This window comes from Marinomonas sp. ATLA20, assembly GCF_057180105.1.
On the sequence record NZ_JBXUKU010000005.1, the window covers coordinates 199,165 to 216,309 of the forward strand.

Genomic DNA, 17,145 nt, shown 5'->3' on the forward strand with positions numbered 1-17,145 from the left:
CCTAAATACTATATACTTGCCGGTCAAAGTAACAATATTGTTAGACCAACACTTATCGGGACTTACATCAAACATGTCAGAAACGTCTAAACCAGGTAATTTCATTACCCAAATCATTGATAAAGATAACGAATCAGGCAAACATGGCGGTAAGGTTCTTACTCGCTTCCCACCTGAACCAAATGGCTACTTACATATCGGTCATGCTAAATCCATTTGCCTTAACTTTGGCTTAGCGCAGCGTTACAACGGTCAATGTAATCTACGTTTCGATGACACTAACCCAGAGAAGGAAAGTGTTGAATACATTGAATCGATCAAAAAAGACGTAGAGTGGCTAGGGTTTGAGTGGAAAGATGAACCTAAGTTCGCTTCTGACTATTTTGACCAGTTGTTTGATTTTGCTGTACAGCTTGTTCAAGCTGGAAAAGCCTACGTCTGTGAATTAAATGCAGAGCAGATGCGTGAATACCGTGGCACGTTAAAAGAGCCAGGCAAGAATAGTCCGTTCCGCGATCGTATCGTTGAAGAAAATATGGCCATTTTTATGGACATGAAAAACGGGAAGTACAAAGACGGCGAAGTTGTTTTACGTGCCAAAATTGACATGGCTAGCCCAAACATCAATATGCGTGACCCTATAATCTATCGCGTTCGTCACGTACATCACCACCAAACAGGTGACAAATGGTGTGTCTATCCAATGTATGACTTCACACATTGCTTGTCTGATGCGTTGGAAAATATTACTCACTCTGTGTGTACATTAGAATTTCAAGACCACCGCCCATTGTACGATTGGGTCTTAGATACACTAAAGACTGCTCATCCGCAGCAAATTGAATTTGCCCGTTTGAACTTGAACTACACAGTAACAAGTAAACGTAAGCTAAAACAGCTAGTGGATGAAAAGCATGTCCATGGTTGGGATGATCCTCGTATGCCAACCATTTCCGGCTTGCGTCGTCGTGGTTATACTTCTTTGTCTATACGTAACTTTTGTGAGCGTATTGGTGTGACTAAGTCTGACAGTGTTGTGGATGTCGGTATGCTAGAGCACGCAATTCGTGAAGATTTGGATGCAAGTGCAAATCGCGCCATGGTTGTGCTAAATCCTATTAAGGTGACCTTGACCAATTACCCAACAGACAAAGAAGAAATCTTCAATGTTGGCAATCATCCTAAAAATGAAGAAGCGGGCACTCGTGAAGTACCGTTTAGCAAAGAGCTATACATTGACGCTGCGGATTTTGCTGAAGTGCCTCCTCGTAAGTGGAAGCGTTTGACACTTGATGGTGCGGTTCGCCTTCGCGGTGGATACGTCATTACGTGTGATGAAGCGATTAAAAACGATGCAGGAGAAGTTGTCGAGCTCTTGTGTCGCTATGATGAAAATACACTTGGCGTGAACCCAGAAGGTTATAAGCCAAAAGGTGTGATTCATTGGGTAAGTGCGAAACACGCGGTAGACGCGACAGTGAATCTTTATGATCGTTTGTTCGTGAATGAAGCGCCTGATGCAAACTATGAAGATAAAACTTTCTTAGACTTTATTAATCCAGAGTCTTTGACTGTATTAACCAATGCCAAAGTTGAGCCTTCCTTGGTGACATCTGACAAAGGTCAGGGCTTCCAGTTTGAGCGTGAAGGCTACTTCTGCCGCGACTTGAAAGAAGACGGTATGGTATTTAACCGTACTGTGACACTACGTGACTCTTGGGCGAAAATCGAAGCGAAAGGAAATTAAGCGCATGTTGAAGGTTTACAACACCCTAAGTGGGAAGAAAGAAATTTTCAAACCAATCGAAGAAGGCAAAGTAGGTATGTATGTCTGTGGTAACACGGTATACGACTTCTGCCACATTGGTCATGCGCGCGCGATGATTTCTTTTGATATTATTTCTCGTTTTATTCGGCACCTAGGTTATGAGCTCAATTACGTTCGTAACATTACCGATGTTGATGACAAGATCATTAAACGAGCTGAAGAAAATAGTGAATCAACTCAGTCTTTGACTGAGCGTATGATTGCAGCGCAACGCGAAGATGAATTACGCCTTGGTAATAAAATGCCGGACCGTGAACCAAAAGCCACTGAGTTCATGCAGGAAATTATCGATATGGTGCAAATTCTTATTGATAAAGGTTTTGCTTATCAGGGCACTTCTGGCGATGTTTATTACCGAGCAACTAAATTCAAAGATTACGGTAAATTAAACAACCGGAAGCTTGAAGATATGTTGGCTGGTGCACGTATTGATGTTGAAGTGGCAAAAGAGCACCCTGCAGACTTTGTTTTGTGGAAGCAGGCAAAAACGGGCGAAGTTTCTTGGGCTTCTCCATGGGGTGATGGTCGACCTGGTTGGCACATTGAATGTTCTGCAATGTCGACGAATTGCCTTGGCAGTCATTTTGATATTCATGGTGGTGGTCCAGATCTTAAATTTCCGCATCATGAAAACGAAATAGCTCAATCAGAAGCGGCGACCGGCAAAGACTATGTGAATTACTGGATGCACTGTGGCGCAGTACGCGTTAACAATGAAAAAATGTCTAAGTCTTTAGGTAATTTTTTTACGGTGCGTGATGTATTGGCTAAGTTTAATCCTGAAGTCGTTCGTTACCTGATGGTTTCAAGTCAATATCGCAGTGCGATTGATTACTCCGATCAAAGTTTGTCAGAGGCTAAGGTTGCTCTAGAGCGTCTGTATACCGCTTTGCGTCAGCAGCCTATTGCAGGGGAATATGAGTCAACGGCCTTCACTGAGCGCTTCGAAGAGGCGATGAAGGACGATTTCAACACAGCCGTTGCTGTTTCTGTTTTGTTTGAACTTGTGCGCGAGCTAAATAAGGCCAAAACAGAAGATGTGAATAAAGCTTCTGCGTTAGCTGCTGAATTACGGTTCTTGGCCGAGTTGCTAGGTTTGCTTTATCAAGATCCTGAGTACTTTTTACAAAACAGTACTGTTTCTGAGGGGTTGGATGAGTCTGCAATACAGGCCTTGATCGACGAAAGAACGCAGGCGCGTAAAGACAAAAACTTTGCACGTAGTGATGAGATTCGTGACGAATTGGCTAGTCAAGGCATTGAGCTGCTTGATAGCCGTGCAGGAACGACTTGGACCAGAAGTTAATGCGTTAGTTTGTGGGTACAAAAAAAGGCGATGTGGAGCATCGCCTTTTTTATTGGTGCGTTCAAAGTGTGTTAATCGCTGTCTTTTACCACTTTAACGGCCAGTACATCGCATGGTGCGCCATGTAGAACGCCATTTGCTGTAGAGCCTAGCAATAGAGCAAGACCATGACGACCATGGCTGCCTACAACAATTAGATCAACGCGTTTTTCTTCAGCAATGCGGTGTATCTCGCTTTCTATGCCACCTTGTGAAATGCAGCTTTCCTGAACAGGAACGTCCAGTTGAGCTTCTAGGATGGCGATGCGTTCTTTGGCTGTCTCTTGCAATTGCGCTTGGATGTCTGTGATATCGATTGGAACATCGCCACCATAGGCATAATTAAGTGATTCGATGACATGAAGTATGGTAAGTTCCGCACCCGTTGCTTTGCACAGTGCAACGGCTTTGTTAGCAACCTTGATACTTTCGTCGGTTAAGTCAACAGCGAGTAAAATTCTGTTATACATCATAGAACACCTCCAAATTTGGCTCATTTACTTATTTTAGTTCAAAACTAGAGAGACATTAAAATATGACCGCTCTTATCGTTATTTTTATTACTTTATCTTTAATGGGGTCGGCGTTATGGATAATGCCGCCTAAAAAAGAGCGTCAGCGCATGGATTTACGTATGCATGCTCGAAAACTTGGTCTTACTGTTCAGCTTACATCAATTGACCTTCCTGACAAGTGGGATAAATCATTGATTCGTCAAAAAACAGTCGCGTACTCTTTTTATCGTTTGAAACCCGTTACTTCCTTGCCTGATTGTATTTGGCTGTTGCCTTATGAAGTATGGAAATATAATGCCTTGGTTGACGGCTGGTGGTCTAGTAAATTATTTATACTGACGGCTGATGCTAAAAAAGTGTTGGAAAAGCATGGCGCATTACTGGCTGGGATTAAAGTAACGCAGGGAAGTGTCTCTATATATTGGGATGAGTCGGGTGATGAAGAAACTCTGGATGAATTGTCGTCATTAATTTATTCATTGGTAGAGGTGAAAAGCGTCACAGCTTAGCGTCACGCTCTACGATCTGAAGTTTATAGGTAAGTGTTAAGAGCTCTTAGGCAGTTCCAAGTTTTTAATTAACTCGGTTAATGCTTCTTCCGGATTCTCGCTTGCCTCCATGGCGGCAATGGTTGGCGACAGAATTTCTTTCATTCGATCGGTGATGAAGTTTTTTAACGTGTTTTTTTCTGGGCGTTCTGTTGCATCTGATTTAAGGTGTGACAAGATGACGCCATAAAGCGTTTGGGCGACGCGCATGTCCCCACCAGCAAAGTTTTTATTCGCTTGAACCACTTGGCGATTTAGCTGAATCCATAGATTGAGCCAGCGAAGATATTCATAACAGGCTTGATAATGGGTGTTACTAATACGTCCTTTACGACGTAAATAGAGCAACATTTTAGCGAGTTTGGTAAGGCGTTCTTTATAGTTACTTTTTTCTTGAAAGCTAAATGCTTCGGGCTCTGGATTGAATGGAATAGGGTCGTTGTTTCTGTTTTCTTCGGCAGTTGCAATGCGAACTTCAATTTTTTCAGGGTCATCGGAATATTGCAGAAGCTCTCGAAGTGTGTCTAGATAGAAATCATAAAGCACTTCAGTAGCAATGGTATCGGTATTAATATCTTTTAAACCGCGAATATGTTGTTCAACGCGATCTGCGCGATTTGATAATTGCAATTGTTTTACACGACGTTCGGTGATTTCTTTTTCTTTTTGGTGGGCACGTGATCCAATGACCACTGACAAAAGTACAATGATGATCAAGAATGCAATTGTTAATATTTGAAGAGTAGCCATGATTGTCCTTAAGCAACGAATTCAGTATGTTAAATAAGAAATACTAAGTTCAGCAAGATTTAATGTGTGAAACAATACAGGGATCCCTTGTCATATAAAAGATGTTTACTTAATATCAGCGCCCCTAGAGATTAAACTTCGTGCAACGTGGATTTGCAGACCTACTTTATTAAAAGGCTTACACAGTTCAATGGGAAAATCACTGGTTATCGTGGAATCGCCAGCAAAGGCGAAAACCATCAATAAATACCTAGGTAACGACTTTGTTGTCAAATCGAGTGTGGGACACATTCGTGACTTACCATCAGGTACAACTGCCACCTCTACGCCTCAAGAGCGTGCAAAGCAGGCTGCTTTGACGCGCAAAATGAGCCCGGAAGAAAAACTTGAGTACAAAAGTAGCAAAGCGCGTAAACAGTTAATTTCTAGAATGGGAGTTGACCCAGAGAGTAACTGGAAGGCTCACTATGAAATTTTGCCCGGCAAAGAAAAAGTTGTCGATGAGCTAAAGCGTTTGGCGAAAAATGCAGACACCATCTATCTCGCAACCGATTTGGATAGAGAGGGAGAGGCCATTGCGTGGCATTTGCGTGAAGCAATTGGTGGTGATGATACTCGCTATAAGCGAGTAGTTTTTAACGAGATCACCAAAAAAGCCATCAAGGCAGCCTTTGAAACGCCGTCAGAACTAGACATGGACCGAGTCAATGCTCAACAAGCTCGTCGTTTCTTAGATCGAGTGGTTGGCTTTATGGTATCGCCGTTGCTTTGGTCTAAAGTAGCAAGAGGGTTGTCTGCCGGACGAGTTCAGTCCGTTGCAGTGCGTTTAATCGTTGAGCGTGAAAAAGAGATTCGTGCATTTGTTCCTGATGAATTTTGGGAATTGGATGCCATGCTTGCTACGCCTTCAAAAGACGTTATTAAGTTTGAAGCGGCAAAATATCAAGACAAAGAATATCGTCCTGTTAACAAGGCTCAATCGGATGAGCATGTTGCTCGTTTAAATGATGCAAAATACCTCGTTAGCAGCCGAGAAGATAAACCAACCAGCAGTAAACCTTCTGCGCCGTTTATCACCTCTACGTTACAGCAGGCAGCAAGTACGCGCTTGGGCTATGGTGTTAAGAAGACCATGATGCTTGCTCAGCGTCTGTATGAAGGTGGTTACATTACCTATATGCGTACTGACTCGACAAACTTAAGTGTTGATGCGGTAGAGGCGTTGAGAGGCTATATTCTTTCTAACTTTGGTGAAGCATATCTGCCAGCAGATCCTATCCGCTACAGCAGCAAAGAAGGTGCGCAAGAGGCTCACGAAGCCATTCGACCTTCTGATGTAAATGTACGTGTTGATGACTTGCTTGGTATGGAAAAAGACGCTCATCGTTTATACGACTTGATCCGCAGTCAATTTATGGCGTGTCAAATGACGCCAGCGGAATACACGTCGACGACTATCACAGTCACTACAGGCGAATACGAATTCAAGGCGAAAGGTCGTATCTTACGCTTTGATGGTTACACTCGTGCCATGCAGACAGTCGCTAAAAAAGGCGAAGATAACATCTTGCCAGATGTTGGTCAGGGTGAATATCTCGATCTTAAAGAGTTGCTACCTGAACAGCATTTTACTAAACCTGTAGCGCGTTTTAGTGAAGCAAGTTTGGTGAAAGAGCTCGAAAAGCGTGGAATTGGTCGTCCATCAACTTACGCATCTATTATTTCTACGATTCAAGATCGTGGCTATGTGCGTGTTGAAAATCGTCGTTTTTATGCTGAAAAAATGGGTGATATTGTTACTGAACGTTTGGTTGATAGCTTTAATTCTTTGATGAATTTCAGCTTTACGGCTCAAATGGAAGAGCAGTTAGATGACATTGCTGAAGGTCATAAAGATTGGATTAAAACGCTTAATGCATTTTATAAAGATTTTAGTTCTGTGCTTGCTAAAGCGGAATCGCCAGATGGCGGTATGATGCCAAATGAGCCGACTCCAACGGATATTGAATGCCCGACATGCTCTAGACCTATGCAGATTCGTACAGCTAGTACTGGTGTGTTTATGTCTTGTTCTGGTTATGCATTGCCGCCAAAAGAGCGTTGTAAAGCAACCATAAACCTGACCCGTGGTGATGAAGCAATAGCGGTCGATGATGAAGAAGGCGAGTCTAAAGCGCTGATCAATAAACATCGTTGTAAGATTTGCGGATCCGCTATGGACAGTTACTTAATGGATGAGCGCCGTAAGCTTCATGTGTGTGGTAACAACCCAGCTTGTTCTGGTTATGAAGTTGAGCATGGTGTTTTCAAGATTAAAGGCTATGACGGTCCTACGCTTGAATGCGATAAATGTGAATCAGAAATGCAGCTTAAAACAGGCCGCTTTGGTAAATACTTTGGCTGTACAAACGAGGAGTGCAAAAACACTCGTAAGCTGCTGAAAAGTGGTGAAGCTGCGCCGCCGAAGATGGATCCTGTGCCAATGCCTGACCTTGCTTGTCAGAAAGTGGAAGATCACTATGTGCTTCGTGATGGTGCGACGGGCTTATTCCTTGCTGCTAGTCAGTTCCCTCGCAAGCGGGAAACAAGAGCGCCTATGGTAAAAGAGCTGCTTCCTTATATGGATCAAATCGACCCGAAATACCATTTCTTTGCCAAAGCACCAGTAAAGGATTCCGAAGGTCGTCCAGCCATCATTCGTTATAGCCGTAAGACGAAAGAGCAATACGTCATGACGGAGAACGATGAGGGTAAACCAACAGGCTGGAAAGCATTTTATGTTGGTTCTAAATGGGTTGTTGAGGAAGGTAAGAAAAAATGAGTGGTGCTAGTTTAGCCAGCGTAACCAATCAAAAACTGGACACGGCAAGGCGTTTTATTAAGCAGAGTCAAGACACTGATGAAGTGTGGTTGAAAGTCGGGCTAGAAAGCTCGGCTATTTTCCAGTTGAGAAGTGCTCTTAACGGCTTGTTAAAAGAAGTAACCGCTGCTTATTCTTTATCTGGATCCTTGGACGTTGCTAAGCTGCTGGCAGAGTCTGAAAACAAGCAAATCGTTGTTCCTGTATTGGCTGAGTTGGCTGATTTGCTAGCACATAGTAATTCTTGGTGCTACCAATTAGATCAGGCGTATTTGGTTCAGTTCGAGTGTCGTGCGTCTATATCATCAGCGGTTCAAAGCGACAACCTGATAGGGCGTGGAAGTGATGCGGGAGCTTCCGTGAGTTTATATTTAGCCAAGTTGGTTGAATTAGTATTACGTTTTAGAGAAGAGTCATCAGAGTATTAAATATGAAAGAATCCTACCTAGAAATTGTTGAGCTAGATAACGGCGATATCGTGCTGCGTCCAGCCAGTGAAGATGGTGAGGAAACCGTTCCATTAGCAACATTGCAAATATCAGATGATACTCGGTCTTATCTAAAGGATCGTTATTTTGAATTAGCGAAATGTATGTTTCATGCAGGCATTGATTTTGTTTATTCGGATGATTCGTTTTTTGACGATGACTCGGAATATCTTGATGATGAAGATTTTCGTCCTAAAATTTTGCACTGAATAAGCGACCCTAAATCAGCTGTAATGAAACTGATGGACGCAATATAGGCTCAAATAAAAAAGCGAAGCATAAGCTTCGCTTTTTTATTTATCTAGTGTTGAAGCGAATGGGAGTATTCAAAGTCCTTGGCGAATGACACCTACCGATAGGCCTTCAATTGCAAACTCTTCGCTTTCAAGGTCAACAAGGATGTCGCTGAACTCTTCGTTTTCAGGAATGAGCCTAACGATACTGCCTTTCTGCTCGAAACGCTTAACGGTTACTTCGTCACCAATACGAGCAACGACAATTTGTCCATTGCGCACGGTGGTGGTTTTGTGAACGGCTAAGAGATCACCTTCCATTATGCCAATGTCTTTCATGCTAGTGCCTGATACAGACAAGAAGTAATCCGCTTGCGGAGAAAACATACTCGCTGGAATGTTTACATGCGAAGCAATGTTTTCCTGAGCCAAAATAGGGTAACCTGCAGCGACTTTGCCTATGACAGGTAAGCCAAGGTCGTCAACGGGCTCATCATTTGATGCGCGATCGACTAAGCGTATTCCTCTAGATGCGCCAGAAAGCATCTCTATAGCGCCTTTTTTGCATAGGGCTTTTAGGTGCTCTTCGGCTGCATTTGGGGATTTAAACCCAAGCCGGCGTGCTATTTCTGCTCTAGTCGGTGGAAAACCTGTTTCACTTATAAATTCGCGAATGGTTTCTAGTACGTCAGATTGTCTTTTGGTTAATTTAATCATAGGTTATCTGGTTGTTTATACAGTTACTGTTATTATATACAGCATTCCTAACTATACTCAATGATATAAATGCTTTCAGACGAACTAAAAAAACAGATTCAACTTGCATACCGAGCATCTTTGGATGCGAAGTCCCATAAACCAAGGGCTGGACAGCGCCAGATGATTGGTGCAATCGCTCGAACCTTGGGCAACATTAGACAAGGTTCTGAAGGCGAACGGCTTGAGGAGAAGCATGTTGCCGTAATTGAGGCGGGTACGGGTACGGGTAAGACCCTGTCGTATTGTCTTGCCGCAATACCAATTGCTAAGGCACGTGGCCTCAAATTAATTATTTCTACTGCGACAGTTGCACTCCAAGAGCAGATTTTACATAAAGAATTACCAGACTTGCTTGAGCATACTGAACTCTCGTTCAAGTACACGCTTGCTAAAGGCCGAGGCCGCTATCTTTGCTTGAATAACCTCGAAGGTTTTTTAGGATCAGAAGAGCTGGCCATGGAGGATATGTTTGCGGGCCTATTTGAACAGCACCTTCACTCAGATGACGTTAATACTGTTCTGTATCAAGAAATGGATGCCGCTTTGTCAAAAGGTGAATGGGATGGTGATAAAGATAACTGGTCTGGCATTGTTCGAGACCAGGATTGGCGACGTTTAACAACCGATCATCAGCAGTGTACTAATCGAAATTGCGCTAATTATTCCGCTTGTCCGTTTTTTAAAGCGCGCGCTGAGATTGAAGTCGCGGATGTGATTGTAGCTAACCATGATTTGGTGTTGGCAGACTTGTCATTGGGTGGTGGTGCGATTCTTACCCCACCAAAAGAAACTATCTACGTTTTTGATGAGGGGCATCATCTTCCTGATAAGGCTATTGGACATTTCCGTCATGAAGTTCGTTTACAACAAAGTATTACTTGGTTACGTCAACTGGAGAAAAATCTAGTTAATTTGAAGCAGGAGTTAACCGATGATGTCAGTTTGACTGGCCAGCTTTTGTTAAAAATCCCACAGCAAATACAAAGTATTGTTAACTTTATCCAATATGCGCAACAAGGCTTGGCTCCTTATATTCAGGGGTTGGGTTTGGATCAAGAAAACAATCAACATCGGTTTGAATTTGGTCTGGTGCCAGATGAATTGCGCCAGTTGGCTTATAGCCTACAAACGTCCTATCAAAAACTATTTAACAATATAGAAAGTATTCAAGACGAGTGTAAAAAAACGAAGCAAAATGAAGGCATGGGAGTGACGCCTGAAACGGCGGAAACTTGGCAGCCTATTTTGGGTGTTGTTATGGGGCGTCTGGAGCAATGTGTTGGCTTGTGGCGACTTTACTCAACAGTAGATGATCAGAATTTCCCGCCAAATGCTCGCTGGTTAGTTTTGTCCGGTCAAGGAATGGAACAAGATATTGAACTGGGCGCATCTCCAATACTTGCAGCCAATACCTTAAGGCAGCAGCTTTGGGACAAATGCTTTGGTGCTGTAGTGACCTCGGCAACGTTGACAGCGCTAAATCAATTTCATCGTTTTAATATGCGCTCAGGCGTACCGCGGGAAAGCGAATATCTGCGTGTCATAAGCCCGTTTAATTTCCAAGAAAATGGTCTTTTGGTGGTGCCGAATATGGAGCATGAGCCAAACCGAGTAGAACAGCATACTGCCGAGATTGTTGCTTACTTAAATGAACATGTGAACACAGAAAAGGGCAGTTTGGTGCTGTTTTCTTCTCGTCGTCAGATGGAGGAAGTGGCTCAGTCTGTTTCGGCTGGACTGCAAGAAATACTTTTGATGCAAGGTGAGCAATCTAAACGTGTAATTTTAGATTCCCATAAATCCCGCATTGATGACGGGAAAGGCAGTTTGCTGCTCGGTTTAGCCAGTTTTGCGGAAGGAGTGGATCTGCCCGGTGATTATTTGACCTGTGTATACATCGCCAAAATTCCTTTTGCGGTGCCAGATGATCCTGTTGAAGCGACACTCGCTGAATGGATTCAAAAGCGTGGTGGTAATCCGTTCATGGAAATTACTATACCGGATGCGTCTCTGCGTTTAGTGCAGGCAACTGGGCGTCTTTTAAGAAGTGAAAAAGACTCTGGTGAAATACATATTTTAGATAAGCGCTTACGCACAAAACGATACGGGTCGCAGTTAATTAATAGCCTACCACCGTATAAGTATCAGTAGTTTGGTACGCAAGGGGTGATAAAGCTTTACCAATTAGGTACACTCCTAGCACAGATTATTAACCTCAAAACACAATAGAAGCGTATAGATTCCAATATGGAAAACCAAACTCAAGAAGCACCACAAGAAACGACAGCAAAACCAAAGCCAAAACGTACACGTCGCCCAAATAAGCGTCCAAAAAAGCAAGATGATAATACGGCAAGTGTTCAGGCTGATACGCAAGCAAGCAATGATACTAAGCCTACAGGTAATGCAAACTCTAAAGTTTGGTCTATTGAAGACTTTCCGGTGGCGGAAGTTGAAGGCAAGATGCGCTTCCATGACTTAAACCTTCCTGATCGAGTGATAAAGTCTATTTCTGAAATGGGGTTTGAATATTGCAGTGAAATTCAGGCAGAAACCTTACCGATGACGCTCTTGGGTTATGACATTATTGGTCAAGCACAAACGGGTACGGGTAAAACGGCTGCATTTCTCATAGCAATGATTAGTGATTTTCTTGATTATCCGCTGGAAGAAAAACGATCGAATAATTTTGCTCGTGGTTTGATTATCGCACCGACGCGTGAGTTGGCGATACAGATCGCTGATGAAGCGGTGAAGTTAACCTCAAATTGTCATTTGAATGTCGTGACTTTGGTTGGCGGTTTGAGCTATGAAAAACAGAAAATTGCATTAGAAACAGAAAATGTTGATATCTTGGTTGCAACACCTGGTCGTTTGTTGGACTTTGCTCGTAGCCGCAAAGTGCAATTGGGTAAAGTGGAATGTTTAGTGCTTGATGAGGCTGACCGCATGCTGTCCATGGGCTTTATTCCGGATGTGAAAAGCATTATTCGTATGACGCCACATAAAGAAACAAGACAAACTATGTTGTTTAGTGCGACCTTCCCTAAAGACATACAGGCACTAGCGCAACAGTGGACCTACTTTCCAAAAGAAGTCTCTGTTGTGCCCAAAGAGGCGACAAACCAAAATATTGATCAGGTCATCTATACTGTAGAAGCAGATCAGAAGTGGCCGGTATTGCAACAGTTGATCGAAAAAAATGGCGGACAACGTACTATCATTTTTGCTAACCGTCGTGATGAAACTCGTGATCTGTATGAGCGTTTGCGCAAGGCAAATATTAATTGCGCGATTTTATCTGGCGAAGTGGCGCAAGATAAACGAGTGAAAACCTTGGCTAATTTCAAAGATGGCACCATTCAAGTACTTGTTGCTACTGATGTTGCTGGGCGTGGAATTCACGTAGATAACGTAGAGCTAGTGGTTAATTACTCATTACCAGAAGATCCAGAAGATTACGTGCATCGCATTGGTCGTACTGGTCGTGGTGGTGAAATGGGTAAATCAGTAAGCTTTGCCAGCGAAGATGATTCTTTCATGATTCCTGAAATCGAAAGAGTCGTCGGTGAGAGTATCCGCTGTGAATACATGGTAGATACATCTTTATAAAAATCGCTTAATTTTTAAGTGAGATAAGATGAATTTAGAACACCACTTTGCAAGTTTGGGTGAGGCGTTTTCTTCGAAAACTCTCATCCAGCCACTTCTTGAGCAGCGATTGGTAGAGTTTAACCAATCGCTCGCTAGCTTTCTGTCTATTGATATTAAATCGAATGAAACCAAACGACTTTTAAGTGGTGAGGAGGCTCTGCCTTCCAGCCTGAGTATGGTCTACGCAGGTCATCAATTTGGTGGTTTTTCGCCTCAGCTGGGTGATGGCCGTGGTGTGCTGCTAGGGGAGGTTCGTGGAGAAGATGGTCTTTTGTATGATTTGCATATGAAAGGCGCGGGTCCAACGCCTTATTCTCGACGCGCCGATGGTCGTGCCGTTTTACGATCTTGTATTCGTGAATACTTAGCCAGTGAGGGGATGGCGGCGTTGTCGGTGCCTTCTTCTCGTGCTTTGGCGCTTTATGATAGTCGAGAGGCGGTGTATCGAGAAACGCCTGAGGCTGGCGCTATGCTGCTCAGAGTGGCACAAGGGCATATTCGCTTTGGCCACTTTGAATACTTTTTTTATCAGGGTAAACAGGCGGAACTGGAACAGCTTATCGATTACTGCCTTAAACATTATTATCCTGAATGCTTGGCGACAGATGCCCCCTTAGAAAGCATGTTGATCGAAGTGGTAAAGCGTACCGCAAGAATGATTGCTAAATGGCAGGCAATTGGTTTTCAGCATGGCGTGATGAATACCGATAATTTTTCTTTCACGGGTGAAACCATCGATTATGGCCCTTATGGCTTCATGGAAGATTATGAACCTAATTGGGTTTGCAATCATTCTGACTATGAAGGGCGTTATGCGTTTTCGCGCCAGCCAGGCGTTGGTTTATGGAATCTTAATTGCTTGATGAGATGTTTTTCCAAGCATCTGGAAAGGGATCAGCTGATTGCTATATTGCAATCTTATGAGCCAGAGTTACAGGCTCATTATGATTCATTGATGATGGAGAAAATGGGTCTAAACTCAGTACAAGAAGTACACGAATTGTTGCCGATACTATTTTCAATATTGGCTGTGGAAAAAATGGATTATACCGTCTTTTTCCGTTTATTGAGTCATATTGAACAGGGGGATTATTCGCTTTTGCTCGACGAGGTTGTTGATCGAGAAAAACTGTCTTCTTGGCTTGAGCGATATGAGCTTGCGCGAGTGAAAGGCGGTTCAGCGTGGTCTGAAGTCGGTAATTCCATGTTGGCTATAAACCCTAAATTTATACTAAGAAACTATTTGGCTCATGATGCGATTCTTGCTGCTGAACAAGGTGATTACTTACCATTCCGTCGTTTATTAAACGTACTTACTCATCCTTTTGATGAGCATCCTGAGTCAGATGCTCTTGCGCAAAGGGCGCCTGAGTGGGGGAAATCTCTAGAGGTGAGTTGTTCGTCTTAGTTTCGTGCATTTTTATATGGTTTGACGATATTTTAAAAGAGAAGCAGTCATTATGAAGCATTCTGTATGTGTATTGGGTGGTGGTAGTTTTGGTACCGCCTTGGCGAATATTATGGCAAAAAATGGTCATCAAGTTAGCCAGTGGATGCGCAATGAAGAGCAGGTTGAAGAAATTAATCTGACAGGTTTGAATAGTCGCTATTTGCCAAATGCACCATTGCACCGCGAGTTATTAGCGACCAGTAATTTGGAACAAGCAATCCGCGATAGCGATACCGTTTTTGTGTCTATACCGTCTAAATCATTCGAGCAGGTTGTGCAGCGCATCGAACCTTTATTGACTGCGGATAAAATATTAATTAGCACCACCAAGGGGTTTAATCCAAATCGATTTGAACTTATGAGTGATGTTTTGCGTCGAAACCCTATTACTCAAAAAATAGGTGTATTAAGCGGTCCAAATTTAGCCAAGGAGATCGCAGCAGGTCAAATGACTGGGTCTGTCATCGCTAGTGCTGATGATAATGTGCGTCAGCGTGTTATTGAATTGTTGAAATCGCCGACTTTTCGAGTTTATGAGAATATTGATAGTACGGGTGTTGAGTTGGCCGGCGCGCTAAAAAATATCTATGCCATTGTCTGTGGCCTTGCCAAAGCTCTAAATGTTGGCGAAAACACAATGTCGATGATTATGACTCGAAGTCTGGCTGAGATGAGTCGCTTTGCCGTGCATTTTGGTGCTAACCCAATGACGTTTCTTGGATTAGCGGGGATGGGGGACTTAATTGCGACCTGTACATCACCTTTGAGTCGAAACTACCGTGTTGGATTTGCCATCGGATCAGGTCAAAATTTGAACGAGGCTGTGGGTGGAATTGGAGAGGTAGCAGAAGGGGTGAACACCCTGAAGATGGTGGTAGAAGAAGCCAACAAACACGGCTTGTATATGCCGCTTGCGGAAGGTTTGTCTAAATTATTGTTTAAAGGTGCCAAGCTGGAATCATTGATCGGGTCAATGATGACTGGTGAGCAAAAATGGGATGTCGAATTTGCGACAAATGAGGGGAATAACAATGTCTAAACCAGGTTATGCTGATCAGGGTTTTTGGTTTCGTGTGATTTTTATGTTGATCTATTGGGTCGTTTTAAACGTTGCTGTCACTGTATTTGGTGTTTTGCTTATTTTAGTAAGCTTGGTGAAGTTGGGCTCGAAGCATGAGCCTGTGATGTTATCGTCTTGGCTAAAAGCGATGACAGCATTTATTGGGCAAATTTTTTCATTCTTGTCTTTTGGGTCAGAAGAGAAACCTTTTCCATTTCAACCATGGCCTCAGGTAGATGCGGATGAAGAAGCCTAAGCGTCTTTATGTCCTGCGTCATGGTAACGCTCAGCCATATGGCTATGATAAAGATGAGCGTCGAGAGTTAACTGAGCTTGGGGTGGCTGAAGTGAAAACGGCTGCCCGAGCTTTTCGCAGTAAAGGCGAACAGTTTGATGTTGTTTTTGTCAGCCCTTACATACGGGCGCAACAAACAGCGAAGGTTTTTTTGGCGGATCTTGATGTTTCTGTTGAGGTTAAAGATAGCTCTCTTATCACACCTGATGGTCGCGAAATGGATGTGGCGAATTGGCTGAATGACCAGCCTTATGAATCCATCTTATTAGTTACTCATCAGCCTTTTGCGCATCAGTTTGTCGACTTTCTAGTTGATGAGCCTTTGCCTGTTAGTTTTGCTATGACAACGGGGACGATTGCTGCTGTTGAGGGTGAGTTTCTGGCGCGGGCATGCTGTCAATTCCGTTGGTGTGTCTCACCATCATAAATTATTAATAGAATTTAATGGTTGGTAAAAAAACAAGTATGGGAAATGAAATTGTTTATAAGCTGGCGCATACAGAAATCGCCGCGCTTCAATGGTTACCTAAAAACACTTCTGCACTAAAGGTGTTGTCATTGCATGGTTGGCTTGATAATGCTGCCAGCTTCACTAATTTATCCCCTCATTTGTCTGATTTCTCTCATATTGCCTTAGATCTTGCGGGGCATGGCTTATCGTTACATCGTCCGGCAGGAAGTTTTTATCATTTGTGGGATTACGTTTTGGATGTGGTGTCTATTTTGAATCAGTCCAAGCAAAGTGTTTGGTTGATTGGTCATAGTATGGGGGGCGCTGTGGCTATGTTGGTCGCGGCGATTGCTCCAGATAAAGTTCGCGGTCTGATTGTGTTGGATAATATGGGGCCTTTAAGTGGCTCTCCTGAAAGTCGAGTTGTGACGCTGCAGCGTGCTGTGAACAAAATGGCAAAGTATCGCTTAAACAGAGAAACCAGTTATCCAACCAAAGAAGCTATGGTGTCAGCTAGAATGGAAGGTTTTACTCAATTATCCAGATCCGGCTCGAGATTGTTAGTTGAACGTGGTGCCAAGCAGAATGACGATGGTATTTGGACGTGGCGACACGATGGGAAATTGACATTCCCTTCTCCTTTTCGAATGGATGAAGAAAGTGTTCAGGCTTTTATTCAGGAGATAAAGTGTCCTACTTTGGCTCTAGTGGCAAAAGATGGGATTTATCAAAACGACCATCAATTGGTTGAGAAACGAGCTGCCCAATTCCCATGGATTAAATTGAAATGGCTTGAGGGAAACCATCATTTTCACCTTGAACCCGATACTTGTTTTGCAGTAGCGACTGAAATTCAGCGATTTATAGATCAAAACTAATGCGTTAACCCATCCTTGCTTAGGATGAAAG

Annotated in this window: 16 protein-coding genes; 13 read left to right on the forward strand and 3 right to left on the reverse strand. The window is 43.2% G+C overall.

Annotated elements, in window-relative coordinates:
• The first annotated feature begins 73 nt into the window (after positions 1 to 73).
• Together AC2A4J_RS10560 and cysS are read left to right on the forward strand one after the other, a co-directional pair.
• On the forward strand, positions 74 to 1,747 hold the full coding sequence (locus AC2A4J_RS10560; RefSeq protein WP_484175970.1) for a glutamine--tRNA ligase/YqeY domain fusion protein: 1,674 nt from the start codon (positions 74 to 76) through the stop codon (positions 1,745 to 1,747).
• 4 nt (positions 1,748 to 1,751) lie between these two features.
• The gene (gene cysS / locus AC2A4J_RS10565; protein ID WP_484175971.1) at positions 1,752 to 3,134 is read left to right on the forward strand and encodes a cysteine--tRNA ligase; all 1,383 of its coding nucleotides are present in this window, start codon (positions 1,752 to 1,754) and stop codon (positions 3,132 to 3,134) included.
• A gap of 71 nt (positions 3,135 to 3,205) precedes the next feature.
• Here cysS and AC2A4J_RS10570 read toward each other — a convergent pair whose 3' ends face one another.
• On the reverse strand, positions 3,206 to 3,646 hold the full coding sequence (locus AC2A4J_RS10570; RefSeq protein ID WP_255829080.1) for a universal stress protein: 441 nt from the start codon (positions 3,644 to 3,646) through the stop codon (positions 3,206 to 3,208).
• A gap of 62 nt (positions 3,647 to 3,708) precedes the next feature.
• Here AC2A4J_RS10570 and AC2A4J_RS10575 point away from each other — a divergent pair, with 62 nt between their 5' ends.
• The gene (locus tag AC2A4J_RS10575; protein ID WP_255829081.1) at positions 3,709 to 4,197 is read left to right on the forward strand and encodes a hypothetical protein; all 489 of its coding nucleotides are present in this window, start codon (positions 3,709 to 3,711) and stop codon (positions 4,195 to 4,197) included.
• 36 nt (positions 4,198 to 4,233) lie between these two features.
• On the opposite strand, the gene AC2A4J_RS10580 is transcribed toward AC2A4J_RS10575, so the two are convergent.
• On the reverse strand, positions 4,234 to 4,986 hold the full coding sequence (locus tag AC2A4J_RS10580; protein WP_255829082.1) for a DNA topoisomerase I: 753 nt from the start codon (positions 4,984 to 4,986) through the stop codon (positions 4,234 to 4,236).
• A gap of 190 nt (positions 4,987 to 5,176) precedes the next feature.
• On the opposite strand from AC2A4J_RS10580, the gene topA reads away from it, so the two are divergent.
• Genes topA through AC2A4J_RS10595 form a run of 3 tightly spaced genes read left to right on the forward strand, consistent with a single transcriptional unit; the run spans position 5,177 to position 8,543 of the window.
• The gene (gene topA / locus AC2A4J_RS10585) at positions 5,177 to 7,807 is read left to right on the forward strand and encodes a type I DNA topoisomerase (RefSeq protein WP_484175972.1); all 2,631 of its coding nucleotides are present in this window, start codon (positions 5,177 to 5,179) and stop codon (positions 7,805 to 7,807) included.
• Positions 7,804 to 8,274: a DUF6586 family protein gene (locus tag AC2A4J_RS10590; RefSeq protein ID WP_484175973.1), complete on the forward strand. Its 471-nt coding sequence runs from the start codon at positions 7,804 to 7,806 to the stop codon at positions 8,272 to 8,274. Before topA ends, AC2A4J_RS10590 begins: the two co-directional genes overlap by 4 nt.
• A 2-nt stretch (positions 8,275 to 8,276) precedes the next feature.
• Entirely contained in the window at positions 8,277 to 8,543 is a 267-nt protein-coding gene (locus AC2A4J_RS10595) for a hypothetical protein (protein WP_484175974.1), read from the forward strand.
• Between the two features lie 117 nt (positions 8,544 to 8,660).
• On the opposite strand, the gene lexA is transcribed toward AC2A4J_RS10595, so the two are convergent.
• Complete coding sequence (lexA, locus tag AC2A4J_RS10600) at positions 8,661 to 9,284, reverse strand: transcriptional repressor LexA (RefSeq protein ID WP_255829086.1); 624 nt, start codon at positions 9,282 to 9,284, stop codon at positions 8,661 to 8,663.
• Between the two features lie 69 nt (positions 9,285 to 9,353).
• On the opposite strand from lexA, the gene dinG reads away from it, so the two are divergent.
• The 7 genes from dinG to AC2A4J_RS10635 all read left to right on the forward strand — a co-directional run bounded on the left by dinG (position 9,354) and on the right by AC2A4J_RS10635 (position 17,114).
• The gene (dinG, locus tag AC2A4J_RS10605) at positions 9,354 to 11,477 is read left to right on the forward strand and encodes an ATP-dependent DNA helicase DinG (protein WP_484175975.1); all 2,124 of its coding nucleotides are present in this window, start codon (positions 9,354 to 9,356) and stop codon (positions 11,475 to 11,477) included.
• 96 nt (positions 11,478 to 11,573) lie between these two features.
• Complete coding sequence (locus AC2A4J_RS10610; protein ID WP_484175976.1) at positions 11,574 to 12,938, forward strand: DEAD/DEAH box helicase; 1,365 nt, start codon at positions 11,574 to 11,576, stop codon at positions 12,936 to 12,938.
• 28 nt (positions 12,939 to 12,966) lie between these two features.
• Complete coding sequence (locus AC2A4J_RS10615) at positions 12,967 to 14,388, forward strand: protein adenylyltransferase SelO (protein WP_255829089.1); 1,422 nt, start codon at positions 12,967 to 12,969, stop codon at positions 14,386 to 14,388.
• 52 nt (positions 14,389 to 14,440) lie between these two features.
• Positions 14,441 to 15,469: an NAD(P)H-dependent glycerol-3-phosphate dehydrogenase gene (locus AC2A4J_RS10620; protein ID WP_255829091.1), complete on the forward strand. Its 1,029-nt coding sequence runs from the start codon at positions 14,441 to 14,443 to the stop codon at positions 15,467 to 15,469.
• Positions 15,462 to 15,746, forward strand: a complete 285-nt coding sequence (locus tag AC2A4J_RS10625; protein ID WP_255829092.1) for a DUF4389 domain-containing protein — start codon at positions 15,462 to 15,464, stop codon at positions 15,744 to 15,746. Before AC2A4J_RS10620 ends, AC2A4J_RS10625 begins: the two co-directional genes overlap by 8 nt.
• Positions 15,733 to 16,212 carry a phosphohistidine phosphatase SixA gene (gene sixA / locus AC2A4J_RS10630; RefSeq protein ID WP_484175977.1) on the forward strand — a complete coding sequence of 160 codons (480 nt, stop codon included), beginning with the start codon at positions 15,733 to 15,735 and terminating at the stop codon, positions 16,210 to 16,212. The genes AC2A4J_RS10625 and sixA overlap by 14 nt, the downstream gene beginning before the upstream one ends.
• Before the next feature lie 38 nt (positions 16,213 to 16,250).
• Entirely contained in the window at positions 16,251 to 17,114 is an 864-nt protein-coding gene (locus tag AC2A4J_RS10635; protein WP_484175978.1) for an alpha/beta fold hydrolase, read from the forward strand.
• Positions 17,115 to 17,145 lie beyond the last annotated feature (31 nt).